This is a genomic window from Nocardioides luteus, from assembly GCF_015752315.1.
In the GTDB taxonomy this organism is placed as follows: domain Bacteria; phylum Actinomycetota; class Actinomycetes; order Propionibacteriales; family Nocardioidaceae; genus Nocardioides.
Genome location: NZ_JADOVJ010000001.1, coordinates 72899 through 95977, shown reverse-complemented (window position 1 = coordinate 95977; position 23079 = coordinate 72899). Strand labels below are relative to the sequence as shown.

Below are 23079 nucleotides of genomic sequence, written 5' to 3'. Positions count from 1 at the left end.
TTGGAGCGTTGCATGCAGAAGACTCTGATCGTCCATTCCGGCACCTTCAAGACCGGGAGCACGGCGATCCAGTCCTTCCTCGCCCGCGCCAACAAGGAGGGGAGCCTCCCGCCCGAGGTGGTCTACCCCACCATCGGCCGCGGCGAGCACAGCATCCAGCACCAGAACCTCTACTCCCAGCTGGTCGGCGAGGTGCTCTTCATGCCGGCCCTCGGCACCTGGGAGCAGCTCGTCGAGTCGATCGCCTCGGGCAGCGCCGAGACCACCGTGATCTCGTGCGAGTCGTTCTCGCTGCTCACGCCCGAGCACATCAGCGCGATCGGTGAGTACGCGCGCCAGGCCGGCGCGCAGGTCCGTTGGGTCCACTACGTCCGCGACCAGGCCACGTTCTACAACGCCTTCTACGTCGAGCGGCTGATGGTGATGCGACCGGAGCACGCCGAGCTGGTCGATCTCCCCTTCGAGGAGTTCCGCGAGTGGTCACCGCTCGACATGAGCTTCCTCCACTACGGACAGTTCGCCGAGACCATCACCACCGCCATCCCGGACGTCGACCTCCGGCTGCGCCCCTTCATCCGCAAGGAGCTCCGCGACGGCAACGCCGTGGCGGACTTCTTCAGCACGTGCGAGCTCCCGATCAAGGCCACCGGGGCCGCCTCGAGCAACGTCGGCTCCGGCTGGCGGACCGTCGAGACCGCACGGCACCTGGCTCCGATCGTGGCGGCCGCGCCGATGCGGGGCCGGCTCCGGGGCGCCGACTCCTGGAAGGCCACCCGGCTGCGGTGGATCCAGATGATCCGTGGCGACTTCGTCACCCTGACCACCCAGCTCGGGTGGAACAACACCAGCGCGGTCTACATGACCCCCGAGTTCCGCCAGGAGCTCCTCGACGACTACCGCGAGGACAACCTCCTCATCGGCAAGCTCGGCGGCTTCCCCTTCACCGAGATGATCGAGCGGAGCACCTTCCCCGACTACAACATCGGCGACTACTCCGAGATCCCGGGCGATGAGGTGTTGCAGGTCGTGAAGCTGGTCATGCAGGGCCTGCACACGATCCCGGAGGAGATCCAAGAGGAGGTCGAAGCCGCCCGCGCCCGCAGGAGGGAAGCGGAGGCGGCCCGACAGCGGGGCCGGCTGCGTCGCCTCCTGCGCCGTTGACCGGCGTGACCGGTCAGCGCAGGTCGAACACGGAGTAGAGCCCGCCCTTGAAGCGCGGCTGGCCGAGCTCGCGGCGGATGCCGGGGAGGTCGGCCAGGTAGCGGCGGTCGACGACGAGCCAGTCGACCCCGTACTCGTCACGCAGCGTGCCGATCGTCTGCGGTGAGGGACGCGTGATGGCCGCGTCGTTGGCCTCGAGCAGCTGCGGGTCCCAGAAGGGCAGGTAGGCGGAGTTGTTGAGGTCCGTGGACGGCTGCCCGACCACCGTCGGGTCGATGTAGGCCCAGCCCTCCACCAGGACCCGCCGCTCGGCATAACCCGCGATCCAGAAGTTCCGGCGGTCGCAGTCGGGCACGGGCAGCCCGATGCAGTGGGCGTTGGTCGCGATCAGCTCGTCCGGCTGCGAGTGCTCGCGGACGAACCGTGCGGCGGCGATCCCACCCGGGCCGATGATGTCCGTGGCGGGAGCCTTGGGAAGCCAGGGGCCGGCGACCGCGAGCGCGGTGGTCTGCGGTGCGCCGGCGAGCACGACTCCCAGCATCAGCGCCACGACCGCCGGGATCGCCGCGACCGTCGTGCGCTTGGCGTACACGAGCACGAGGACGACCGCGACGGCGAGCACCAGCAACCCGACCGCGAGCTGGGTCAGCAACGTCGGCGTGAAGACCGAGCCGGTGGCCGGCATCTTGCCGCCCACGATCAGCCTCACGGCCACGAGCACGAGCCAGCCCAGAGCGGCGCAGCCGAGGATCCGCACGACGTCGCGCCGTGGCAGGTCGACAGGGAGGAGGTCCGAGAGCGCGACGGCGGTGGCCACGGCGAAGAACCCGGCGGCGCCCAGGAGGAAGTAGGCCTGGCTCAGCGCCGGGTGGCTCAGGACCATCAACGCACCGGCCCCGGCGGCCCACGGGCCGATCAGGAACACGAAGTCGGGGCGGCGCCAGCCGCCGCGCACCAGGCCGATGATCAGCGGCACGGCACCGAGGACGAACCCGACGGTGAAGCAGATCCAGATCGACACCGGCGCTGACCCGGGGAGGGTCTCCCCCTCCGGCAGCATCAGGATCCCCAGCCGCTGGACGGTGCTTCCGTTGAGATCGATCGTCGTCGCCCGGGTGCCGCCGCCGTAGAACACCTGCTGCGCGACCAGGAAGACGGCGACGGCCGACCCGAACAGGACCGCGAGCGTGCGGACCGCCTGCCAGCGGCGCAGCACGGCCGCGACCACGAGCGCGAGGAGCAGGGCGGCGATCACCGTCGGCAGGGCGGACGACTTCGCGCCGGCCACCGCGACCATGACGACCACCGTCAGCAGCCACGGCCGCCACCGCCACCGCTCACCCCGGATCATCTCGACAACCAGCACCATCAGGACCATCTGGAGCGGCATCACGAACGCGTGCGTCGGGCTGTAGAACGCGCGGGTGACGGAGTCGAGGGCGAGCTCCGCCGGGCTGACCAGGCTCGTCCAGCCGAAGAAGTCCGGAGTGGCACCCATGGCGAGCACGAGGGCAGCGACGAAGCCGGTCCACTTCCGTCCCGTGAGGCGTGTGGCCGCTGCGTACGCTCCGCCGACGGTGAGCAGCACGAGCAACGCGATCGACAGGCTGCGCAGGAGCACGATGAGCTCGATGTGGGTGACCGTCGCCGCCGACGCCAGGTGGACGTAGACCAGCCAGTGGTAGAAGAGCGGGGTGCCCTCGACCCACGGCATCTGGCCGGGAAAGTGGTGCAGCAGGTCGCCGGCGATGGCGAGGTGGAAGGGCTCGTCGACGTACGGCGCCCGCAACGCGTCGAGCGGCCTGTAGGACCACATCTGGTTCGTGACCAGAAGAACCTGCACGCACGCCACCGCCGCTCCGGCCCAGGACCACAGGTGAGCCCGTCCGACCACGACCGGACCGACCCGTCGACGGCGCCGGACGACGACCAGCGTCACGACGAGCACCGCGACCGGATAGCCGTAGATCAGCGAGGGGAGGTCGATCGCTCGCAGCAGCACGTAGAGCGGCGCCTCGAGGACGAACCCGAGGATGGTGCCGAGCACCAGGTCGTTGCCGAGGCCCGGCCCCGGCTTCGCGACCGCTCGCCACACCACCGTGCCGGGGAACGTGAGGAACGCCAGGACGTACCCGGTGAAGAGGAGGGCGTCGCCGAGAGCGACGCCGGCGACGACCATCGCGAGGACGAGGGTCATGCCCACGACGAGCACCCCGGGGAGCAGACCGGACCACGTCCCTCCCGAGCGCGCACGGCCCGAGAACGTGCGGTCCGAGGAGGGCTTTGCGTCAGGTGCGACGCCCACGGTTGCCGGGTCTGCAGTCACGCGGGCGATCATGCCAACAAAACGCCTACATGGAGTACACCCAAGACCCTCCGGATGCGCTATTTTCCTAGCGATGTCCCTCACCCACACCGTCTCCGTCGTCATCCCGGTCTACCGGGGCGCCGAGACGCTTCCGGACGTGGTGAGCGAGATCGTCGATCTCGCCGAACCGTTCGTGACCCCGGACGGGCACCAGGGACGTGTCACCGAGATCCTCCTGGTCCACGACCACGGCCCGGACGCCTCCGATCTCGCCATGCGACAGCTCGCCGAGAAGTACGACATCGTTCGGCCGATCTGGCTGAGCCGCAACTTCGGCCAGCACGCCGCGACCCTCGCCGGCCTGGCCTCGTCGGGATCGGACTGGATCGTCACGATGGACGAGGACGGCCAGCACGACCCGGCCTACATCCGGCCGATGCTCGACACCGCGCTCCAGGAGCGGGCCGCCCTCGTCTACGCCCGCCCCACCAACGCGGCACCCCACGGTCCGCTGCGCAACCTGACGTCGCGCGGCTCTAAGGTCGTCATCGACCGCCTGATGCCCGGTGGCAGCGCCCGGCAGTTCAACAGCTTCCGCCTGATCCTCGGCGAGTACGGCCGCAGCGTGTCCGCCTACGCCGCCAACGGGGTCTACCTCGACGTCGCCCTGAGCTGGGTGATCTCGGACGTGGCGACCTGCCCGGTGGAGCTGCGCGAGGAGGGTGAGCGGCCCTCCGGCTACAACTACCGCTCCCTGATGTCGCACTTCTGGCGGATGGTGCTCACCGGCGGCACCCGGCTGCTGCGTGCGGTCAGCATCTGCGGAGCCCTGCTCGCCGCCTCCGGCATCGTCCTCGCGGTCGCGCTGGTCGTCGCCCGTCTCGCCGGCGGGGTCCCGGTGCAGGGCTGGACCTCGCTGATGGCGGCCGTCCTGGTCTGCTCCGGCGCCATCATGCTCACCCTCGGCGTGATCGCGGAATACCTCGGTGTCTCCGTCAACATGGCCATGGGCAAGCCGCTCTACGTCATCGTCAGCGACCCCGCGAACGGCCCGCTTCGCGAGGGACCCCGGCCCGGTCGCCCCGAGTGACCGGCGCCGTCAGCCCGTCCGGACCGCCCACGCTCGTCGTCGGTGGCGGCGGCCTGCTCGGCCGCCACGTACGCACCGCGTTCGAGCGCTCCGGGGCGCCGGTCCGCACGGCGAGCGTGCCCTGGCACGACCCGGTCGCCGCCCGCTCCGTCCTGAGGTCCGAGCTCGCCGCCTTCCTCGGCTCCGCGCCGGACGGCCGCGTCAACATCGCCTGGTGCGCCGGCGCGGGCTTCGTGGCCACCCCGGCGGACGAGCTCGAGACCGAGGTGTCGCTCTTCCGCGACGTGCTCACCGACCTGCGCGCGGCGCTACTGCCCACCACCCGGCTCGCGTTCTTCTTCGCGTCCTCCGCCGGCGGCGTCTACGCCGGTTCGGCCGAGCCCCCGTTCACCGAGGTCTCCGAGGCTCGCCCGCTGGTGGCGTACGGCAGGGCCAAGCTGGCCATGGAGGAGGCACTGACCGAGTTCTGCGCCGAGACCGGGTCGGTGGCGCTGCTCGGCCGGATCACCAACCTCTACGGGCCCGGCCAGAAGCTCTCCAAGCCCCAGGGCCTGGTCTCTCAGCTGTGCCTGGCCCAGCTGCGCGGCACACCGCTGCCGGTCTGGGTCTCCTTCGACACCATCCGGGACTACCTCTACGTCGGCGACTGCGCCGAGATGGTCGTCGAGGCCCTCGACGGGCTCCACGAGCAGGTCGAACGCTCCGGATCGAACGCCGTCGTCAAGATCCTCGCCACCGGCACCGGGGTGACCCTCGCGGCTGTCATCGGAGAGATCAACCGGGTCTTCCGACGACGGGCGAGGCTGCGCATCCCGGGGGCCGGCACGCCCGGCCAGGTGCGCGACCTGCGCGTCCGCAGCGTCGTGTGGCCGGAGCTCGACCAACGGACGCAAACGCCCTTCGCCGTTGGCGTGCGTCGCATCGCCGATGAGATCGCACTGGCCTACTCTGCTGCTACCTCCGCACTTCCGACCCACGTGAGCGAGATCTCCATCCGATGACCGACATGGGCATGCTGCTCGGCACCAGGTCCGGCGGCTCTCCCTCGATCGCCCAGAGCGACTACTGGTGGTACCGGGCGCGCACCCGCATCCTCGAGACCGTCATGAAGCCGTACGTCGGGGCACCACGCCGCCTCCTCGACGTCGGCAGCGCCGACGGGCCGAGCGTCACCTGGCTCCGGGGCACCGCCGAGCACCACGTCTCGCTGGACGTCGACCCACGTGGCCTGGTCGACGGCGGCGTGTGCGGCTCCGCGACCGGACTGCCGTTCGCCGACGGCTCCTTCGACGTGGTCGCGGCCTTCGACGTCATCGAGCACTGCGAGCCCGAGGCCACCGCCCTCGCCGAGATCCAGCGCGTGCTCGCCCCCGGCGGGCGGCTGCTCATGTCGGTGCCGGCGTACAACTGGGCCTGGACCAGCCACGACGACCACAACCACCACCACCGGCGCTACACCCGGCGGCGGGCGGTGGCGGCGGTCAGGGCCGCCGGGCTGTCGCCGGTGCGTGCGACGTACGGCTTCGCGGGTACGTTCCCCATGTTCGCCGCTCAGCGCCTGGTCACCCGACTCAAGGAGCGCGGTGCGGCCGGCGCCCGGCAGCTTCCCGACGGCGGCGTCGCACCGCTCCCCGAGGTCTCCCCCGGGGTCGAGAAGGTGCTGCTCGGCGCCACCCGCATCGACGAGCGCATGCTGCCCCGGCTCGACCTGCCGTTCGGGTCCTCGGTGCTCCTGGTCGCGGTCAAGACCGACCGAATCCGTTCGCTACCTCTCGGAGACTGAGACTTGGACACGAGCAACCACTGGTACGGACATGCGCACATCCTCTCGGAGTACTGCGGCCTCCCGTTCGAGGAGCCGCGTCCGATCTGGGGAGTGCTCCAGCACGGCTGGAACCTCCTGCACGGCTTCGGCCCGGGTCACGCGCCGCCCTACGGCTTCCCCAAGTTCGTCTGGTCCCACGCGAACCTGCGCCGCGGTCAGGCGGCCGGCTGGCGCGACTACGCCGTGATCGGCGCCCCGTGGAACTACCTGCTCGAGCTCAAGAAGGACGTCGAGCCCATCCCGCCGGCCGACGAGCGTGAGGGCACGATCTTCTACCCGTTCCACACCTGGGACCACGGCGAGGTCAGCGGCGACCACGACCGGCTGATCGCGGAGATCCGAGACACCGAGGACGGCCCGGTGACCGTCTGTCTCTACTGGATCGAGTACGACATGCCGGAGATCCGCCGCCGCTACGAGGACGCCGGCTTCCGGGTCATCTGCCACGGCAAGCGAGGCACGCTGCGCCAGGGCACGGACATCCGCTTCCTCCACAAGCAGTACGCGGAGCAGATCCGTCACCGCCGGGTCGCGTCGAACCGGCTGACCACGGCGATCTTCTACGGTGCCTCGGTCGGTTCCGAGGTCGCGGTCTACGGTGACCCGATGACCTTCGCCGACGTCCGGGACGCCAGCGTCAGGGACGGGAACGAGCAGGCCAGGCGTCTGTTCCCCGAGTTCCACGGGGTGGAGACCGACGCAGAGGAAGTACGCGCCACGACCGTGCGCGAGCTCGGGCTGGATGCGATGGCGTCGCCTGCTGAGCTGCGCGCGCTCTTCGGATGGGAGATCACTGCATGAACGACACCGACACGCCTGCGAAGACCGCCGCCTACAGCGTCGTCCCCGGCGACATGTACGACTGGTCCGACCTGACAGGGACCCGACCGCTCCCCCGCGGACCGGTCCTGACCCGGTTCGCCGTGGCGACGGCGAGCGGAGCGTCGCACCTGCTCGTCGTCGGCCCGCACGACCTCGACCTGCTCGACGCGGCCGTCGACGCGGCCGCGACGACCACGGTCGTGGTGCGCACGCACGCCGACGCCGACCTCGTCTCCGAGCGGTACGCCGCCAGGTCCGTGGACGTCGTCTGCGGTGACCTGCGGGCGTGGACCCCCGATCGGCCGGTCGACGCCGTGCTCGCGCTGGACGGGCTCGGCCGGGTCGCGACGATCGACGCCGACCCCGCGGACTGGCAGGCGATCGCCGAGCACCTCGCCGGCATCGCACCGGGCGGCTCTCGCCTGGCGCTGGTCGTGCCCAACCCGGGATCGCCGCTCGCGCAGCTCAGGGCCGTGACCCCCGAGGCCTCCGACGACAACGCCGACTGGTCGTTCCCCGTCCACGATCGCGGGAACCCGCTGAGCCTCGCGGACGCGAGCGCACGGTTCGCGGGTCGCGGATACACGCTGTGGCCCGACGTCGACTCTCCGACCCTGGCCGCGGCTCCCGAGGCCTGCTCGGTGGCGCTCGCGGTCGCTCACGGCCGCCCCGCCGACACCCCCACGCTGCGTGAGCTCCAGCCGGCGCTGGGCCAGACGCTGGACACGTTGGGGGCCGCGGCGGCTGCCGGTGGCTGGCTGGTCGCGCGCGGTCTCGCCCCGGTGCCGTCCGTCCTCGGTGTCGACCGGACCGGTGACGAGACGTCCTGGACGGCTGCCGACCGGTCCTGGCTGATCGAGGCCATGCGCGACTCCGCCCGCCGGGACGCGTCCGGCCTGCGCCATCACGTACGCCGGCTGCGCGACGCCGTGGCCGGCGCTCCCGAGCGATGGTGCGGTCTTCAGGTCGACGAGATCGGCCTCGACGCCGACCAGGTCGTCCCTGTTCACGAGTCGACGGTGAAGCTCGGCGAGTCCGCTGACGAGATTCTGCTGGGGCTGCTGGACGAGCTCGCCGCGTACCTCTGCGTGGCGGGGTGGCGTCACCCGTGGCCGGCCGGTCGCGGCCGGGACGAGCTCGCCGTCCTGCTCGCGGCGACCGTCGATCTCTCGGTGACTCCGGCGGAGGTCCGCCGCGTGCGTCAGCGCCGCGAGTCCTCGCTCTCGTCGAACGGCATGGCACCCGTGGTCGCGGGCCGGCAGGCGCCGCAGGACGCCGACCCGAGCGAGCTGCGGAAGCTGATGGCCGAGAACGAGGCGCTGCGCGGTCAGGTGACCTGGTTCAAGCAGCAGATGCGTCAGCGTCAGACGATGACCCACGAGGTTCGCACGGCGGCCCGGCGCGACGTCACGGCCCTGAACAGTCGCATCAAGGAGCTGGAGGACCAGCTGAGCGCTCGTCAGGCCACGTCCATGAACCGGGTCGCCCGGCGCGCGACGGCCGTCCCCGGGCGGGCGCGGGCCGGTTTCGGGCGCGTCCCCGGGGCCCGGCGCGCGGCCCGTGTGCTGAGAAGGGTTCGCGCCGCGCTCCGACGCCTGGCCAGGCGCTAGCGGCCCGACCAGGCGTCAGCCGGTCACGCGGTGGGCGTGACCGGCGCGAGCCGCAGGTGGATCTCGTCCGACCAGCCGAACTCGAGCTTCGCCGCCTCGTTCGCGGCGGGCTGAGGCACCCGTTCGCTGAGCTCGCGGGCCACCACGATCGGCTTGTGCTCGCGGCCGTCCAGCAGCGACCACGGTGCCGTCTCGCAGGCACCGTGCTCGATCGCCGTGCTCCGCAACGTACCGGCGGGCACGGTGATCAGGAAGACCCCGTCGCGATCGACCACGTCCAGCGGGACGTCGAGCGGCTTCTCCGGGGTCGGCCAGGTGCGGAGCACCGCACCGGTCGACTCCAGCCGGGGACCGTCCGGGCCACGCAGGACCAGATCCTCACCCTGCCACCAGGCGTCGTGCACGACCGGGCGGTCGGGCGTCGCGGTGATGACGAAGGAGCCGTTCGGGTCGCGGGTGGCGTTCACCGCCCGCCCCTTCATCAGCGATCGCGAACCGAGGAAGTCCGGGTGCACCGGCAGCGGAGACGTACGTCCCTTCCGGGTCAGCTTCACCCGGGTCGGCACGATCTCCTCCATGGGCATGTCCAGCCCGGACCGCTCGAGAACGGCGCCGACGGGCACCGTCACCCGCCACGGGGTGATGCCCCGCTCGCCGCGTTCGCCGATCGTCAACGGGTGGGTCACCACCGAGCCACCGCGACCGGTGAGCGTCAGCTCCGCGCTCGCGGGAGCAGCGCCCCGGAACGCACCCCGGATCTCGATCTCGTCGCCGAGGTCGGTGGCGTGGTCCACCCAGGCGTCCGGCAGGTCGCGAACGGTGAGCCCGAAGCCCCCGGGGAGGCGTCCTGGGCGGCACCAGCGGTTGCCGATGCGGCGCCAGCCCTGCCAGCGTTCCCGTCCGTCGCCCGACGTCGTCACCTGGATCACGTCGCGGAGATCGCGGTTGCGGATGCCGATCATGAGGCGCCACTGGCGATCGCCCGCCAGGCGCGAGGGATCGATGCTCAGCTCGAGCGTGGACCTGTCCACCTGGCCGAACGCGATCGCCCGCGGCCGGGCGACGTGATCCACCGGAATCCTGACGCCGGCCGGACTCTCCAACCACACCTTGAAGCGCGTACGCGGCGCGAGCGCGAGGGTGTTGGCACCGATGTTGACCCGAACCTCGATCCGGGAGCCGCTCCACCAGGCCTCGGTCGCCACGGCCTTGGCCTTCATGTAGGCCGGAGACAGGCGGAACACCGAGTCGGGGACGCCGACAGCAGCGTCCCCGAAGGACGGGAGCTTCGCGTACCAGCCGTCCCGGCGACGGGCGAGCGGCGCCTGGGTGCCGTTCTCGGCCCGGTAGCGGGTCAGCGCCGTCAGCGCGTCCCGCTGACGGCGGCGCAGCAGGTCGAACACGAGTCGCTCGAACGGGCCCTGCCGATCGAGGATCCGATCGTCGATGCGCGCCAGGTAGCGCCCGGCGAGGTCGAAGATGCGTCCGGCCTCCTCGGCCGGATGGTCCTCGATGGATCGGGCGAGCACCTGGACATCGGTCGCGGTGAGATGCGACTTCACCAGGTCGGAGAGGTAGGGAGCCTGCTCCTCGACCATGTCGAAGAGCATCTCGGCGGAACGTACGCGGTCCTCGAGGTTGTCCAGATGCCAGTGGCTCTGGGTGATCGATGCCTCGCCACCGTCGCGCTGCCGCCAGTAGTAGACGGGGTCGGCGAGGATGTCGACCTGTCGGGCGCGGATGTGGGCGGCGAGGGCGACCGGGTAGTCCTCGTAGAGCATGTCCGGATAGCTGAGACCGGCCGAGTCCCAGAAGTCGCGCCGGTACACCTTGTTCCAGATGTAGCGATCGATGCCCAGGATGTGGGTGCGACTGCAGTGTGTCGACTTCCGGGCGGTGACGAACGGGCGGCGGTGGGACCACGACTGCCAGACCGACACCGAGTCGAAGCGGCGAGCGTTGCCCGCGACGAAGTCCGAACCCGTCTCGGCCAACGTGTCGGTCATCAGCTCGTAGGCATACTCCGGGACGTAGTCGTCGGCATCGACGAACGCGAGCAGGTCACCCCGGCTGTTCTCGATGCCGATGTTCCGCGCGACGCCGACACCGACCTTCGGCGTACGGACCACCCGGAACCGGGGGTCGATCGAGGCGAACCGCTCCGCGATCTCCGCGGATCCGTCGGTGGACGCGTCGTCGACCATGACCACCTCGAAGTCCGAGAAGGTCTGGGTGCGAAGCGATTCCAAGCAGGTCTGGAAGTAGGGCGCCACGTTGTGGAACGGGATGACGATGCTCAGGGCAGCCTGCGACATGCTCTCAGCCAACGCGGTTGCCGTCCTCGAGCCGTCGCAGCCGTTCCTCGAAACGCATGGCTGCGGTGATGCGGGCGCGCACCTGCTCCTGCTGACGCTGGATCTCGGCCCAGATCGCGGCGGTGTCGACGTCGCCGCCCGCCGCGGCGGTCGTTGCGATGTTGCCCCGCTCCACGGTGTCGCGCAGGGTCTCCAGGCGCGCCTCGAGAGCAGCGACCTGCGGGCTCACCCGAGCAAGCTCGCGCTCGAGGTCTCCGATGCGTACCCGCTGCCGATCGGTGATCGCGCGCAGCTCCTCGATGATGGCCCGCGACTCCTCCGCCTCGGCAGCGGACCGGACCTTCTTGATGACCTCGCCGCGCAGTCGCTTCAACGCCATAGAGACACCCGTTCCTCCTTGAGCCAGTCAGTCATCACACGCGCCTCTGCCTCGATCCGGTGCTCCGGAGCCACCGGCGAGGACCCGCCGACCTGGTAGATCCACTCGGTCTGGCCGGGATTGTCGATGAACGAGAACCCGGACATCCTGATCTCGGACTCCGGGAACAGGTGGAAGGCCAGCCACGCGGCGGTGAAGCCGGTGGTCGGCGCCAGCTTCTCGGTCCGCCAGGGGATGTCGAGCTCGTCACCGATACGAGGGAGCACCTCCGCGTTGGGGAGAGGCAGGAAACCCAGGTCGGGCGGCCACGACATCGGCCACACCTCGGGGCGGCCGTGGAAGCGCATGGGCTCCGCGAGGAGATAGAGGCGCTCGCGGTAGCGGTCGAAGGTGAACCGGGTCGGGCGGGTGATCCGGTTCCAGATCACGACGTCTGCCCGCGATCCCTGACAGCGCGGTTCACCGGGGACGTCCAGCACGAAGCTGTTGACCCGGATGACGAGATCGGAGTCGTCGATCGCGTCGGCCCGGGCGTCGCTGGGCCCCAGAGGAGCATTCCCGAGGACGGCGACCGAGGTCACCGGCGTCCTCTTCGCGTACGTGGCCATCAGATCGCGTAGGTAGGCGAGGCCTTCAGTGATCGTGACTGCCCGTTCGGCGATCAACGTCACCGGCTTCCCCTTTCCAGCGACCCGTGTCGAAGTGTCGCCGCAGAGCGCGGAGACCCGACGGTCGCGTTACCCGTTCGGAAAAATCATAACGAGCGAGCAGCCCGACAGTTACCCGCCCGAGTATCGATTTGGCCGTCGCGGCGTTCTTTCACGCGTGGGGAGGCTGGTGGGCGGTGACGATGTTGGCGCTTCGTCACCATCCGTACATCTGTGGGTGGGGCGCCGGTCAGGCCGACTGAGCCCGGGTCCAGCTGGTGCGCTCGGCCTCCAGCTCGGCGCGAACGGCGTCCAGCTCGGACTCGAGCTCGGCGACCCGGATGGCCGCCTCGGCGGCGTCGGCCTCGACCGCCTGGAGGCGGGCCTCGAGCTGTTCACCGCGGACCTCGGCCTGGGCGGCCCGGCGGGCCTCCTCGCCACGACGGCGGACGGCGTCGGCGGCACGCTGGTGAGCAGCGGCCAGAGCGGCCTCGAGCTCCTCGACGGCCTGGACACGGTCGGCGAGCTTGGCGTCCATGTGCGCGCGGAACTCGGCGTTCTCCTCGGCGCGCTTCTCGGACTCGACGCGGTAGGCCTGGGCCTGCTCGGCGCGGTCACGCGCCCAGTCGCGACGGGTCTGGAGAAGCTCGGAGTGGGTGATCTTGGTAGCGGCAGCGCCACAGGCGAGCCCGAGAACGGCAGCGAGCACGACGACCAGCCAGGACCCGGAGGCCACCGCGGCGGTGATCGTGATGGCGGCCAGCGCCAGCAGGGCTACAGCGACCGTCAGGCGTGTGCTGCGCTGACGCCTGCGTGTGACTGAAGTTGCGGATGGGGATGGCATGCTTCCACGGTACGGCTAGTTTTCATCCTGTTTGCGGACCCGGCACGCGTGTTCGAGGAGTCGCGAGGCGATGACGATCGCGATGCCGGCCACCGCCGCGAGGGCCGAGCGCACCAGTCGCTCGCCCGCCGCGGTGCTGGCGTCGTAGCCCAGCCAGCTCACCGCGTAGCCGAGATAGCCCCCGGCGAGGAGCGCACCGACCAGGGTGCAGGCACGGGCGAGCACCAGCCGGTTGACCGCCTGATGAGCCTCGATCCGCTCGCCGCGTACCTGCAGCTGACGGTGCGTGATCCAGGCGGTCACGCCCAGGACTCCGGCGATCAGCAGCAGCACCAACGGCTGCGCCCAGGTGACCACCGGGGCGACTCCGAGCCAGGCCTCCAGCACCGGATGGGCCAGCCAGCCGCCGACGATTCCGATGACCGCCCATGCCGTGATCGCTCCGCCCGACATCGGGCGGAGCCGGCGCTCGTCGTCGACGGGATCCTTCTCCGGACCCCGGTCGGGGTCCTCCGGTGTCGTGCTCAGATCCGGCTCAGAGCTCGAGGACGAGATCGTCGCGGCGGGTGATGCCGGTCTGGTCCGACTGCTCGAGCAGCTCGGCGATCGGACCGACGCCCGGAAGGTCGGCGCTCGGCTCCAGGTCGAGCCACGGCTTGAGCACGAAGGCACGCTGGTGAGCACGCGGGTGCGGCAGGGTCAGCGACTCCTCCTCGAGGATCTTGTCGCCGACCGAGATGACGTCGATGTCGAGCGTGCGCGGCTCGTTGAAGATGCCGCTGCGCGAGCGTCCGTAGGCGTCCTCGATGGTGAGCGCACGCTCGAGCAGGCGCGTCGGGGTGAGCGTGGTGTCGGCCAGGACGATGGCGTTGAGATAGAGGTCGGAACCCTCGGGCGAGTCGACCGGCTCGGTCTCATACACCGGCGAGATCGTGGTCACCCAGACATCCGGGGTCTCGGCGAGCGTGTTCAACGCGTCCTGCAGATTTGCCAACCGGTCCCCGAGATTGGAGCCCAAGGACAGCACCGCCCGTCGGATCGGCCGCATCTCCCCGGTGAGCGTGTCGGCGTCGATGATGTACGGGTTGGGTACCTCTGTCACGTGCTCTGCCTCCGGGTGATCGTCAGGGTGACGTCTTTGAACGTCGCTTCGATAGGCGCCCCCGGTTTGTGAACCGTAACACGTACCCAAAGTGCGCGGATGTCTGCAAGGCAAATGTCCGCGATCCGCTGGGCAAGCGTTTCGATGAGGTCCACCGGGTCGCGCTCAACATTGGTTTTGACCGCCATCGCGAGACTTCCGTAATCCACGGTGTCTTGCAAGTCGTCCGTTTCCGCCGCCTTGCGGGAGTCGGTGCCGATGACCAGGTCGATGATGAACTTCTGCCCCTCACGGCGCTCGAAGTCGAACACCCCGTGGTGTCCGTAGCACTCCAGACCGAGGATCTGGATTTCGTCGGCAGGTTCCTCAATGTTCATCGAATACTCCCCAATTTCGCTGCCGCCGCAAGGGCGTCCTTGGCAGCACGTACGTCATGAACACGTGTCGCCCAGACACCGCGTTGCGCCAGGAACACGGTGATCGCGTCATGAGCGCTCTCCCGCTCGGTCACCGGACGCAGCGTGCCGTCGGGGGCAGCCAGCAGGCGGCCGAGGAAAGTCTTACGGCTCGCTCCGATGAGCACCGGGTAGCCGAGCTTGTGGAACTCCTCCACCCCGGCCAGCAGCCGCCAGTTGTCGTCGGCCGTCTTGGAGAAGCCCAGGCCCGGGTCGATCACGATGTTGTCGTCCTGGATCCCCGCTGCCCGCGCCGCCTCGATCCGCTGCTCCAGCTCCTGCTTCACCGTGGCGACCACGCCGTCGGCGTAGACGAGATGGTCCTGGTGCTGCATCTCCGCGCCGTGCGCGCGCCAGTGCATCACGACGTACGTCGCACCGTGGTCGGCCGCCACCTTCAGGATCCCCGGGTCGGCCAGACCGCCCGAGACGTCGTTGATGATCTTGGCCCCGGCCTTCAGCGCCGCCTCCGCGACCTCGGGACGCATCGTGTCGACCGAGAGGGTCGCCCCCTCCGCGGCCAGCGTCTCGATGACCGGCACCACCCGCGCCAGCTCGTCGGCCACCAGCGGTCTGGTCGCTCCGGGCCGGGTCGACTCGCCGCCGATGTCGAGCAGGTCCGCGCCCTGCTCCAGGAGCGTGTGGCCATGGGCCACCGCATCATCGGTCGCGAAGAACCGTCCGCCGTCGCTGAACGAGTCGGGCGTGACGTTGACGATCCCCATGACCTTCACGCGGCCACCTCCGTAGCGCAAGCGCCAGAATACGGACGCGGCCGCGTGATGACTTCATGATTCACTCGCTGGCGCTCGTTCACGGGGACGACCCTACCCAGGGGCTGCTACCTGGTTCCGCCCCGGATCAGGGCCATCGCCTCGGCCCGGGTGGTGGCGTTGGAGCGCATCGTGCCGCGTACGGCGCTGGTGATCGTGCGGGCGCCGGCCTTCTTGACGCCGCGCATCGTCATGCACAGGTGCTCGGCCTCGATCACCACGATGACGCCGCGGGCCTCGAGGATCTCGGTGAGAGCGTCGGCCACCTGGGTGGTGAGCCGCTCCTGCACCTGCGGTCGCTTCGCGTAGACGTCGACGAGCCGGGCCAGCTTGGAGAGGCCGGTGATCTTGCCGGACTCGGCCGGGATGTAGCCGACGTGGGCGACGCCGGTGAACGGCACCAGGTGGTGCTCGCACATCGACCACAGCTCGATGTCGCGGACCAGGACCATCTCGTCGTGGCCGAGGTCGAAGGTCGTGGTGAGCACGTCCTTGGGCTCCTGGTGGAGCCCTCGGGTCACCTCTTGGTAGGCGCGGGCGACCCGGGCGGGGGTCTCGAGCAGCCCTTCGCGGTCGGGATCCTCCCCGATCGCGTAGAGCAGCTCGCGCACGGCCGCCTCGGCCCGCTTCTGGTCGAACGGAGGAACGTCCGCCACGTCCCGCTCGGGGACGTGGACGGGCGCTACATCATCGAAGGTCTCGGACATGTGTTCCGTATCAGGCGGGCGGGGTGGCCTCGGGCGAGCCGGCCTCGGTCGGCTTGCTGAGGTCGACACCGTTGGCGGACTTCTGTGAGGCGGAACGAATCGCCTTGGCAACCGCGGCCTTGTCGCGCTCGACGATCCACTGCGGGATCTCGACCGCGGGGCGGTCCGAGGGGCGGCGGGTGTCGGAGCCGGTCCAGGCCGGACGCGGGTCGCGGCGGCGCAGCGGCTCGAAGATCTCAGCGACCTCCTGCTTGGAGAGCGTCTCCTTCTCCAGGAGCTGCAGGACCAGGTTGTCGAGGACGTCCCGGTTCTCCTCGAGGATGTCGAAGGCCTCCTGGTGAGCGGTCGCGAGGAGCTTCTTGGTCTCGTCATCGACGATGGCCGCGACCTCCTCCGAGTAGTTGCGCTGGTGGCCGATGTCGCGCCCCAGGAACGGCTCGCCGTTGGACTCGCCGAGCTTGATCGCACCCAGGCGCTCGGTCATACCGAACTGGGTGACCATCGCGCGGGCGAGGTTGGTCGCCTTCTCGATGTCGTTGCCGGCGCCGGTCGTCGGGTCGTGGAAGATGAGCTCCTCCGCGGCACGGCCGCCGAGCATGTAGGAGAGCTTGTTGAGCATCGACGAGCGGGTCTGGCTGTACTGGTCGTCGTCGGGCATGACCAGGTTGTAGCCCAGCGCCTTGCCGCGCGGCAGGATCGTGATCTTCTGGACCACGTCCGGCCCCGGCAGCGCCGCGGCGACCAGAGCGTGGCCACCCTCGTGGTAGGCGGTGATGAGCTTCTCCTGCTCGCTCATCAGGCGCGTGCGCTTCTGCGGGCCCGCGATCACGCGGTCGATGGCCTCGTCGAGAGCCTTGTTGGTGATCAGCTTCTGGTCGCTGCGAGCGGTCAGCAGCGCGGCCTCGTTGAGCACGTTGGCCAGGTCGGCACCGGAGAACCCGGGGGTCCGTCGGGCGACCGAGTCGAGGTCGATGTCGCCGGCCAGCGGCTTGCCGCGGGCGTGGACCTGCAGGATCTTCTCGCGACCGGCGAGGTCGGGAGCGTCCACCTGGATCTGGCGGTCGAAGCGGCCCGGGCGCAGCAGCGCCGGGTCGAGCACGTCGGGACGGTTGGTGGCCGCGATCAGGATGACCCCGCCGCGTACGTCGAAGCCGTCCATCTCCACGAGGAGCTGGTTGAGCGTCTGCTCGCGCTCGTCGTGGCCGCCGCCCATGCCGGCACCACGGTGACGGCCGACGGCGTCGATCTCGTCGATGAAGACGATGGCGGGAGCGTTCTCCTTGGCCTGCTCGAACAGGTCGCGGACACGGCTCGCACCGACACCGACGAACATCTCGACGAAGTCCGAACCGGAGATCGAGTAGAACGGCACCCCGGCCTCGCCCGCGACGGCTCGCGCGAGCAGGGTCTTACCGGTTCCGGGCTGGCCGTAGAGCAGCACGCCCTTGGGGATCTTGGCGCCGACGGCCTGGAACTTGGCCGGCTCCTGCAGGAACTCCTTGATCTCCTGGAGCTCCTCGACCGCCTCGTCCGCACCGGCGACGTCGGCGAACGTCGTCTTCGGCATGTCCTTGGTGATCAGCTTCGCCTTGGACTTGGCGAACTGCATGACCCCGCGACCGCCACCGCCCTGGACCGAGTTCATCAGGAACAGGAACAGCACGATGATCAGCACGAACGGAAGCAGGAAGCTCAGGATCGAGCCGAGCACGGAGGGCTTGGCCACCTCGGAGTTGAACTCCTTGAGGTTGTCACCCTCGGCCTCGGTCTTGCGCACCATCTCGATGAGCGCTTCCTGGTCGCCGTCGACCCACGACGTGGTGACCTCGGCGCTGCCCTTGCGTGCGTCCTTGGTCAGGGTCGCCTTGATCTCCTGGTCGCCGTCGACGAACGTGATCTCCTTGACCTGGTCCTTCTGAATGTATTCAGTCAGCTCGCTGGTGGTGATCTCGTCGCCGCCGTTGCGAGGGGCCAGGTACTGCAGAGCCAGGATCACACCGAGCACTGCCAGGATGATCCACAGCCAGGGACCTTTGAATATGCGCTTCACAGGCTTCTTTCAACCGTTACGGGGTCAGACATCGCACGCCGGGGAGCGTGCTCGTCATTTAGAACGACGGTACACGCCAAATCGTGCCCGAACCCACCTGAGCGGTTCTGCCATCAGCGAAAGCGGCGATCCGGCGAGGCGCCGGGGCGAAACCGTCCTACTGTGTCGCCATGGCCGAAAGTAAAGCCTCGACACCGGGTCCGACCGGTGGCTCCGGCAGCCGTCTCGCCGTGATCATCGTCGTAGCGCTGCTCGTGCTCCTGGTCGTTCTCGTGGCGGCTGCCGGCGTGCTCGCCTGGCGGCTCGTGGCGCAGCCGGCGGGCGACGTACCACCTCCGACGGCGCCCAGCACGTCGGCGGCGCCGGGGACCTCGGCGGCCGCTACGCCGAGTCCCGCCGGTCCCTCGGGTACCCCGAGCATGGCCCAGCCCACCGGTCCGTGGCAGTCGGTGACCTCGGCCAAGGACGCGATGGCGTACGACGTACCCGGCAGCTGGAGGCCGGGCCCCGAGACGCTCGCCGGGTTCGAGTCGAGCGAGGGCGAGGTGCAGGCGATCATGCACGGGGTCGCCTTCGGCGGGGACGACTGGTGCGGTCCGGGCAGCTCGCACACCCTGGTCGGCTTCGTCACGCCGGGGTCGAGGTCCGACAAGGGGACCATCGAGGCCACCGCGACCCACTGGGCCGTCTCGGCAGGTCAGAGCGAGGACGGCAAGACCCCGACCGGATCGCTGGGCGATCCCCGACCGGTCGAGGTCGACGGCGGCAGGACCACCGCGACGGCCGTGACCGCCACGACGACCCCGGTGGACCCGGAGTGCGCGGTGCCGACCCTCGAGGTCACCGTGGTGTCGGTGCCCCGCGCAGCCGGGAAGACCGCGCTCTTCGTGATGGTCGCCGGCCGTGATGTCGACGGCGCCGACAGCGACGCGACCCTGGTGAGAGTGATCGCCAGCATCCGGCCCACGCGCTGACGGACCGATCGGCCCCGCTCAGCTGTAGATGTGCGGGGCGAGGGTCGAGATGTCGCGGAGGTTGCGGTACTTCTCGTTGAAGTCGAGACCGTAGCCGACCACGAACTCGTCGGGGATGTCCCAACCGACGTACTTCACGTCGACCGGCATGCTGACCGCCTCGGGCTTGCGCAGCAGGGTGACGATCTCGAGGCTCGCCGGGCCGCGGCTGTTGAGGTTGGAGGTCAGCCAGGTCAGGGTCAGGCCGGAGTCGATGATCTCGTCGACGACGAGCACGTGCTTGCCGGTGACATCGGTGTCGAGGTCCTTCAGGATCCGCACCACACCGGACGACTTGGTGCCGGAGCCGTAGGACGACACCGCCATCCAGTCCATCTCGACGTGGCGGTTCAGGGCGCGCGCGAGGTCGGCCATGATCATCACCGCGCCCCGCAGGACGCCGACGATCAGGAGCTCCTCGCCCTCGTAGTCCTTCTCGATCCGGCGGGCCAGCTCTTCGACCTTCGCCTGGATCTCGTCGTGGGTGAACAGGGTCTTCACGAGGTCGTCGCCGACGTACTCGGTGTCCATGAGCGCCACTCTAAATGCTGGTGGGGAAAGGGCCTGATTCGAAGACGATCGAAGAGTTCGTACGACGCGCCCGAATGTGTCCCGGCAGGTCGATCCAGCGCTGCCCGCGCCAGCCGGTGATCAGCTCGTCGACGGCCTTGACGTGGTCGCGGGTGAGCTCCGCGGGCGGGCTGCCGGCCGCGAGGGCGGCGATCCGGAGGATTCGGGTGCGGACGGCGGCCGGATACTGCGCCAGCGTCTCGACCGGGAGGGTTCCGCCGAGCTCGCGGTGCATCGACTCGGCGATGTCGTCGATGAAGTCGGCGTCCTCGCGGAGCTGCTCGGCCGTGCGGGCCAGCGCCTCGGTGACCCCCGGCCCCAGATCCTCCTCGAGCGTGGGCAGGACCCGGTGACGGATGCGCGCGCGGGTGTAGGCGAAGTCGCGGTTGTGCGGGTCCTGCCAGACGTCGAGGCCCTCGATCTGGCAGGCGGTCTCGGTGTCGATCCGGGTGGTCCCGAGGAGCGGACGGCGATAGCGGTCGAAGGCGGCGCGCATCCCGGAGAGGCTGCGGGCGCCCGAGCCCCTGGTCAGCCCCAGCAGCACGGTCTCGGCCTGGTCGTCACGGGTGTGGCCGAGCAGGATCACGCTCGCGTCGAGGCGCTCGGCGAGCTGGTCGAGGACCGCATAGCGAGCCTGCCGGGCGGCTGCTTCCGGGCCTTCGCCGTCGGCCTTCACCTCGACGGTCGCGGTGACGGTCTCGTCGACGCCCATCTCGGCGAGCTGGGCGATGACCTTGCTCGCCTGGGCGTCGCTGCCTTCCTGCATCCCGTGGTCGACGGTCGCACCGATGACGTGCAGCCCGAGCTTGTGGCCCTCGAACACCGCCGCGGACGCCAGCGCCAGCGAATCCGCTCCCCCGGAGCAGGCCACGATCACCTTGTCGCCCGGTTCCAGCTGCTCGAGCGTGGCGCGGACGGGGCGGCGTACGGCTGCGATCGAGGGGTGGAGACTCATGCCAGAACGCGGGTGACCCAGGCGTCCGGTTCGACGATCTCGGCCTTCGACGGGAGGTTCTCGGGGCCGGCGAAGACGGCGTTGAACTCGTCCATGCCGACCCGGTCGACCACGTGGCGTACGAACTTCGCGCCGTCGCGGTACTGCGCCATCTTGGCCTCCAGGCCGAGGAGGCGGCGGAGCAGGCGGTCGAGCACGCCGATGCCCTGGCGGCGCTTGTTGAACGCCTTGCGGATCGTGGTGACGCTCGGGATCACGCCGGGGCCGACGTCGTCCATGACCACGTCAGCATGGCCCTCGAGCAGCGACATCATCCCGGTGACCCGGTCGATGATCTCCTTCTGCTCGGGCTTGGCGAAGGCGTCGACGATGCTGCCGTTGCCCTTGAGCGCCTCGGAGACGCGCTGCAGGCCGCCGTCGAAGATCGAGGACGGGTCCATCGCCTCGGAGAGGCCCTCGATCTGCGCGAAGAGGTGGTCGCGCATCCACGGGCTGGCCGTGAACTGGACCCGGTGGGTCTCCTCGTGGAGGCAGACCCACAGCCGGAAGTCGGTCGGGTCCAGGCCGAGCTCGCGCTCGACGTGGACGGCGTTGGGCGCGACCAGCAGCAGCCGGCCCGAGGGCCCGAAGAACGGGTCGAACTGGCCGAGGATCTTCGAGGACATGAAGCCGAGCAGACCGCCCACCTCGGCGGCGCTGATCTTGGAGCCGACCGCCAGGGAGAGGGCACCCGGCGCGCGCTTCGCGGTGATCCGGTCGACCACCGGCGAGATCACGTGGGCGAAGGTGTCGGCGTTGGCCTGGATCCAGCCCCTGCGGTCGACCACGAGGACGGGCGCGGTGTCGCGGGGCGCGTCCAGGCCGGTGAACTCGCGCACGAACTCGGTCGCCTTCGCGGCGTCCTCGCGCAGCTCCTCGACGGCCTGCCGGGCCTCGTTGCGCGAGACGATCGGGCCGTCTCCGGCGACCTTCGCGCCGAGGCGCACGGCCAGGTCCCAGTCGACCATGGTCGCTCCGGACGGCCTGGGCTCCTCAGCTCGATGGGTCATGCCTACGACCGTAGCCGACCGAACCTATGCCGAGCATCGACACGTCGCGACCGACGCCATCGCATCGTCGAGGGCGTCGCGTACGTCCAGGGTCTGCTCGGGCTTGAACCCGTCGGCCATGAGTACGACGACGAACGGCGTGCCGCGGGCGTCGACCGCGATGCCGGAGAGGCCGGAGACGCCGGTGAGGGTGCCGGTCTTCGCCCGGACGCGACCGCGCCCCGGCTCGGCGTCGAAGTTGAACCGGCGCGAGAGCGAGCCGACCCAGCCGGCGACCGGGAGACCGGTCATCGCCGGGGCGAGCTCGGGCCGGTGGGGGCTGGCGGCGGTCTGGAGCGCGCTGACCAGCAGCGTCGGCGGGATCCGGTTCTGCCGGGAGAGGCCGGAGCCATCGCGCAGGACCAGGCCGGTGGTGTCCATGCCGAGCTCCTTCAGCGTGGCCGTGATCGCCGCGGTGGAGCCGTCGAACGTCGGCTCGCCGGCTGCCAGCCCGACGTGGCGGGCGAGCACCTCGGCGAGCTGGTTGTCGCTGTGCTGCAGCGTGTATTCGACGATCTCGCGGAGGGTGTCGCCGTGGCGTACCGCGAGCTGGGTGCCCGCCTTGGTCCCCCGCACCGGCTTGCCGTCGACCTTGATCCCGTGCTTGGCCAGGGCCTTCTTGAACTGCTCGGCGGCCTGCAGGGACGGATCGCGGCTGTATCCCGTCGCCTGGGACCCGCCGTGATCGACCAGCAGCGCGGTGATCCCGCCGACCTCCTCCCCCAGGTAGGTGCGTCGCCAGGTCGGGCTCAGCACCGGCCCGGCGAACAGGCTGTCGTCGTAGGCCAGGCTCACCGTCTTGGTGGCGCCGAGCTCCCGGGCCGTCTCGGCGGCCAGCGTGTCGAGGTCGTTGCTGGTGAGAGATGCGTCACCTCCCCCGACGAGCGTGACGGTGCTCCCCTGGAGCGTGGTGCTGGTCTCGAACCTGCGCTCGGGGCCGTACGCCTCCAGCACCGCCACACTGGTCAGCACCTTGGTGACGCTGGCCGGGGTGGCGGCTCCGGTGCCGTGGGTGACCACCGGCGCGCCCTCGAGCGGCGCGATCGCCGCCTTGAGGTGCCGGCCGAGACGCTTGTCGCCGACCATCTCGCGCATCACCCGCTGCAGCGCGGCCTGATCAGGCTTTCCGGGGGTCCTCGACTGCTGGCCCGCGACCGGCGCGGGGCTGACCGTGGCGATGCTCAGCGGTGCCGGCGGCGGCGTCGGCGCGACGTTTCCCTGGGCATAGCGCACCCACCCCAGGGCGTACGCCGCTGCCGCCGCTCCCACCAGGAGCGCGAGCACCAGCGGCACCACGACCGCGAGCTTCCCGCGGGCCTCGTCCGTCTCCTCTGACGGCCACTTCGGCGGGGTGTCAGGCTCCAC

22 protein-coding genes are annotated in these 23079 nt (G+C 70.1%); 7 read left to right on the top strand and 15 right to left on the bottom strand.

The genetic code is table 11. The annotated features are described in order from the left end of the window. Window positions 1–12: 12 nt before the first annotated feature. The gene (locus HD557_RS00465) at window positions 13–1161 is read left to right on the top strand and encodes a hypothetical protein (protein ID WP_196872432.1); all 1149 of its coding nucleotides are present in this window, start codon (window positions 13–15) and stop codon (window positions 1159–1161) included. A 13-nt stretch (window positions 1162–1174) separates the two neighbouring features. Here HD557_RS00465 and HD557_RS00460 read toward each other — a convergent pair whose 3' ends face one another. Further along, window positions 1175–3487, bottom strand: coding sequence for a hypothetical protein (locus HD557_RS00460; RefSeq protein ID WP_196872431.1), 2313 nt, complete (start codon window positions 3485–3487; stop codon window positions 1175–1177). A gap of 73 nt (window positions 3488–3560) precedes the next feature. Between HD557_RS00460 and HD557_RS00455 the strand changes: the two genes are divergently transcribed. The 5 genes from HD557_RS00455 to HD557_RS00435 are packed head-to-tail and all read left to right on the top strand — an operon-like array spanning window position 3561 to window position 8816. Continuing rightward, entirely contained in the window at window positions 3561–4559 is a 999-nt protein-coding gene (locus HD557_RS00455; protein WP_008354916.1) for a glycosyltransferase, read from the top strand. After that, window positions 4556–5560, top strand: a complete 1005-nt coding sequence (locus HD557_RS00450) for an NAD-dependent epimerase/dehydratase family protein (RefSeq protein WP_008354918.1) — start codon at window positions 4556–4558, stop codon at window positions 5558–5560. The genes HD557_RS00455 and HD557_RS00450 overlap by 4 nt, the downstream gene beginning before the upstream one ends. Continuing rightward, on the top strand, window positions 5557–6342 hold the full coding sequence (locus HD557_RS00445) for a class I SAM-dependent methyltransferase (RefSeq protein ID WP_196872430.1): 786 nt from the start codon (window positions 5557–5559) through the stop codon (window positions 6340–6342). Before HD557_RS00450 ends, HD557_RS00445 begins: the two co-directional genes overlap by 4 nt. 3 nt (window positions 6343–6345) lie before the next feature. Further along, the gene (locus tag HD557_RS00440) at window positions 6346–7185 is read left to right on the top strand and encodes a hypothetical protein (protein WP_196872429.1); all 840 of its coding nucleotides are present in this window, start codon (window positions 6346–6348) and stop codon (window positions 7183–7185) included. Further along, on the top strand, window positions 7182–8816 hold the full coding sequence (locus HD557_RS00435) for a hypothetical protein (RefSeq protein ID WP_196872428.1): 1635 nt from the start codon (window positions 7182–7184) through the stop codon (window positions 8814–8816). Before HD557_RS00440 ends, HD557_RS00435 begins: the two co-directional genes overlap by 4 nt. Window positions 8817–8839: 23 nt before the next feature. Here the strand turns inward: HD557_RS00435 and HD557_RS00430 are convergent, their stop codons facing one another. The 10 genes from HD557_RS00430 to ftsH all read right to left on the bottom strand — a co-directional run bounded on the left by HD557_RS00430 (window position 8840) and on the right by ftsH (window position 18088). Then, a complete protein-coding gene (locus HD557_RS00430; RefSeq protein WP_196872427.1) occupies window positions 8840–11131 on the bottom strand; it encodes a glycosyltransferase family 2 protein in 2292 nt (763 codons plus the stop codon). A 4-nt stretch (window positions 11132–11135) separates the two neighbouring features. Continuing rightward, window positions 11136–11510, bottom strand: coding sequence for a hypothetical protein (locus HD557_RS00425; protein ID WP_008354928.1), 375 nt, complete (start codon window positions 11508–11510; stop codon window positions 11136–11138). Continuing rightward, the gene (locus tag HD557_RS00420) at window positions 11501–12181 is read right to left on the bottom strand and encodes a hypothetical protein (RefSeq protein WP_196872426.1); all 681 of its coding nucleotides are present in this window, start codon (window positions 12179–12181) and stop codon (window positions 11501–11503) included. Before HD557_RS00420 ends, HD557_RS00425 begins: the two co-directional genes overlap by 10 nt. Before the next feature lie 226 nt (window positions 12182–12407). Next, the gene (locus HD557_RS00415; RefSeq protein ID WP_196872425.1) at window positions 12408–13001 is read right to left on the bottom strand and encodes a hypothetical protein; all 594 of its coding nucleotides are present in this window, start codon (window positions 12999–13001) and stop codon (window positions 12408–12410) included. Window positions 13002–13016: 15 nt separating this feature from the next. Then, a complete protein-coding gene (locus HD557_RS00410) occupies window positions 13017–13454 on the bottom strand; it encodes a DUF3180 domain-containing protein (protein ID WP_196872424.1) in 438 nt (145 codons plus the stop codon). Window positions 13455–13536: 82 nt separating this feature from the next. Then, window positions 13537–14103: a 2-amino-4-hydroxy-6-hydroxymethyldihydropteridine diphosphokinase gene (gene folK / locus HD557_RS00405; RefSeq protein ID WP_196872423.1), complete on the bottom strand. Its 567-nt coding sequence runs from the start codon at window positions 14101–14103 to the stop codon at window positions 13537–13539. Further along, a complete protein-coding gene (gene folB / locus HD557_RS00400) occupies window positions 14100–14480 on the bottom strand; it encodes a dihydroneopterin aldolase (RefSeq protein ID WP_196872422.1) in 381 nt (126 codons plus the stop codon). The genes folK and folB overlap by 4 nt, the downstream gene beginning before the upstream one ends. Further along, window positions 14477–15283 carry a dihydropteroate synthase gene (gene folP / locus HD557_RS00395; protein WP_196876260.1) on the bottom strand — a complete coding sequence of 269 codons (807 nt, stop codon included), beginning with the start codon at window positions 15281–15283 and terminating at the stop codon, window positions 14477–14479. Before folP ends, folB begins: the two co-directional genes overlap by 4 nt. 116 nt (window positions 15284–15399) lie before the next feature. Next, window positions 15400–16038 (bottom strand): GTP cyclohydrolase I FolE, encoded by a 639-nt coding sequence (gene folE, locus HD557_RS00390; RefSeq protein ID WP_008354945.1) that lies wholly within the window; start codon window positions 16036–16038, stop codon window positions 15400–15402. Between the two features lie 10 nt (window positions 16039–16048). Continuing rightward, window positions 16049–18088: an ATP-dependent zinc metalloprotease FtsH gene (gene ftsH / locus HD557_RS00385; RefSeq protein WP_008354946.1), complete on the bottom strand. Its 2040-nt coding sequence runs from the start codon at window positions 18086–18088 to the stop codon at window positions 16049–16051. A 170-nt stretch (window positions 18089–18258) separates the two neighbouring features. Between ftsH and HD557_RS00380 the strand changes: the two genes are divergently transcribed. Continuing rightward, entirely contained in the window at window positions 18259–19062 is an 804-nt protein-coding gene (locus HD557_RS00380) for a hypothetical protein (protein WP_196872421.1), read from the top strand. Window positions 19063–19080: 18 nt separating this feature from the next. On the opposite strand, the gene hpt is transcribed toward HD557_RS00380, so the two are convergent. Genes hpt through dacB form a run of 4 tightly spaced genes read right to left on the bottom strand, consistent with a single transcriptional unit; the run spans window position 19081 to window position 23079 of the window. Further along, window positions 19081–19632: a hypoxanthine phosphoribosyltransferase gene (gene hpt / locus HD557_RS00375; RefSeq protein WP_040754785.1), complete on the bottom strand. Its 552-nt coding sequence runs from the start codon at window positions 19630–19632 to the stop codon at window positions 19081–19083. Between the two features lie 10 nt (window positions 19633–19642). Beyond that, window positions 19643–20626 carry a tRNA lysidine(34) synthetase TilS gene (gene tilS, locus HD557_RS00370; RefSeq protein ID WP_196872420.1) on the bottom strand — a complete coding sequence of 328 codons (984 nt, stop codon included), beginning with the start codon at window positions 20624–20626 and terminating at the stop codon, window positions 19643–19645. Then, window positions 20623–21675: a zinc-dependent metalloprotease gene (locus HD557_RS00365; protein WP_231380118.1), complete on the bottom strand. Its 1053-nt coding sequence runs from the start codon at window positions 21673–21675 to the stop codon at window positions 20623–20625. Before HD557_RS00365 ends, tilS begins: the two co-directional genes overlap by 4 nt. Window positions 21676–21699: 24 nt before the next feature. After that, on the bottom strand, window positions 21700–23079 hold the full coding sequence (gene dacB / locus HD557_RS00360; RefSeq protein ID WP_196872419.1) for a D-alanyl-D-alanine carboxypeptidase/D-alanyl-D-alanine endopeptidase: 1380 nt from the start codon (window positions 23077–23079) through the stop codon (window positions 21700–21702).

What these genes read in the sequence shown, in the direction of transcription:
- folP (WP_196876260.1), bottom strand. Translation starts at nt 15,283, where the DNA reads ATGGGGATCGTCAACGTCACGCCCGACTCGTTCAGCGACGGCGGACGG.
- tilS (WP_196872420.1), bottom strand. Translation starts at nt 20,626, where the DNA reads ATGAGTCTCCACCCCTCGATCGCAGCCGTACGCCGCCCCGTCCGCGCC.
- HD557_RS00430 (WP_196872427.1), bottom strand. Translation starts at nt 11,131, where the DNA reads ATGTCGCAGGCTGCCCTGAGCATCGTCATCCCGTTCCACAACGTGGCG.
- folE (WP_008354945.1), bottom strand. Translation starts at nt 16,038, where the DNA reads ATGTCCGAGACCTTCGATGATGTAGCGCCCGTCCACGTCCCCGAGCGG.
- HD557_RS00410 (WP_196872424.1), bottom strand. Translation starts at nt 13,454, where the DNA reads ATGTCGGGCGGAGCGATCACGGCATGGGCGGTCATCGGAATCGTCGGC.
- hpt (WP_040754785.1), bottom strand. Translation starts at nt 19,632, where the DNA reads ATGGACACCGAGTACGTCGGCGACGACCTCGTGAAGACCCTGTTCACC.
- HD557_RS00425 (WP_008354928.1), bottom strand. Translation starts at nt 11,510, where the DNA reads ATGGCGTTGAAGCGACTGCGCGGCGAGGTCATCAAGAAGGTCCGGTCC.
- HD557_RS00465 (WP_196872432.1), top strand. Translation starts at nt 13, where the DNA reads ATGCAGAAGACTCTGATCGTCCATTCCGGCACCTTCAAGACCGGGAGC.
- HD557_RS00415 (WP_196872425.1), bottom strand. Translation starts at nt 13,001, where the DNA reads ATGCCATCCCCATCCGCAACTTCAGTCACACGCAGGCGTCAGCGCAGC.
- HD557_RS00435 (WP_196872428.1), top strand. Translation starts at nt 7,182, where the DNA reads ATGAACGACACCGACACGCCTGCGAAGACCGCCGCCTACAGCGTCGTC.
- HD557_RS00365 (WP_231380118.1), bottom strand. Translation starts at nt 21,675, where the DNA reads ATGACCCATCGAGCTGAGGAGCCCAGGCCGTCCGGAGCGACCATGGTC.
- HD557_RS00380 (WP_196872421.1), top strand. Translation starts at nt 18,259, where the DNA reads ATGGCCGAAAGTAAAGCCTCGACACCGGGTCCGACCGGTGGCTCCGGC.
- folB (WP_196872422.1), bottom strand. Translation starts at nt 14,480, where the DNA reads ATGAACATTGAGGAACCTGCCGACGAAATCCAGATCCTCGGTCTGGAG.
- HD557_RS00455 (WP_008354916.1), top strand. Translation starts at nt 3,561, where the DNA reads ATGTCCCTCACCCACACCGTCTCCGTCGTCATCCCGGTCTACCGGGGC.
- HD557_RS00445 (WP_196872430.1), top strand. Translation starts at nt 5,557, where the DNA reads ATGACCGACATGGGCATGCTGCTCGGCACCAGGTCCGGCGGCTCTCCC.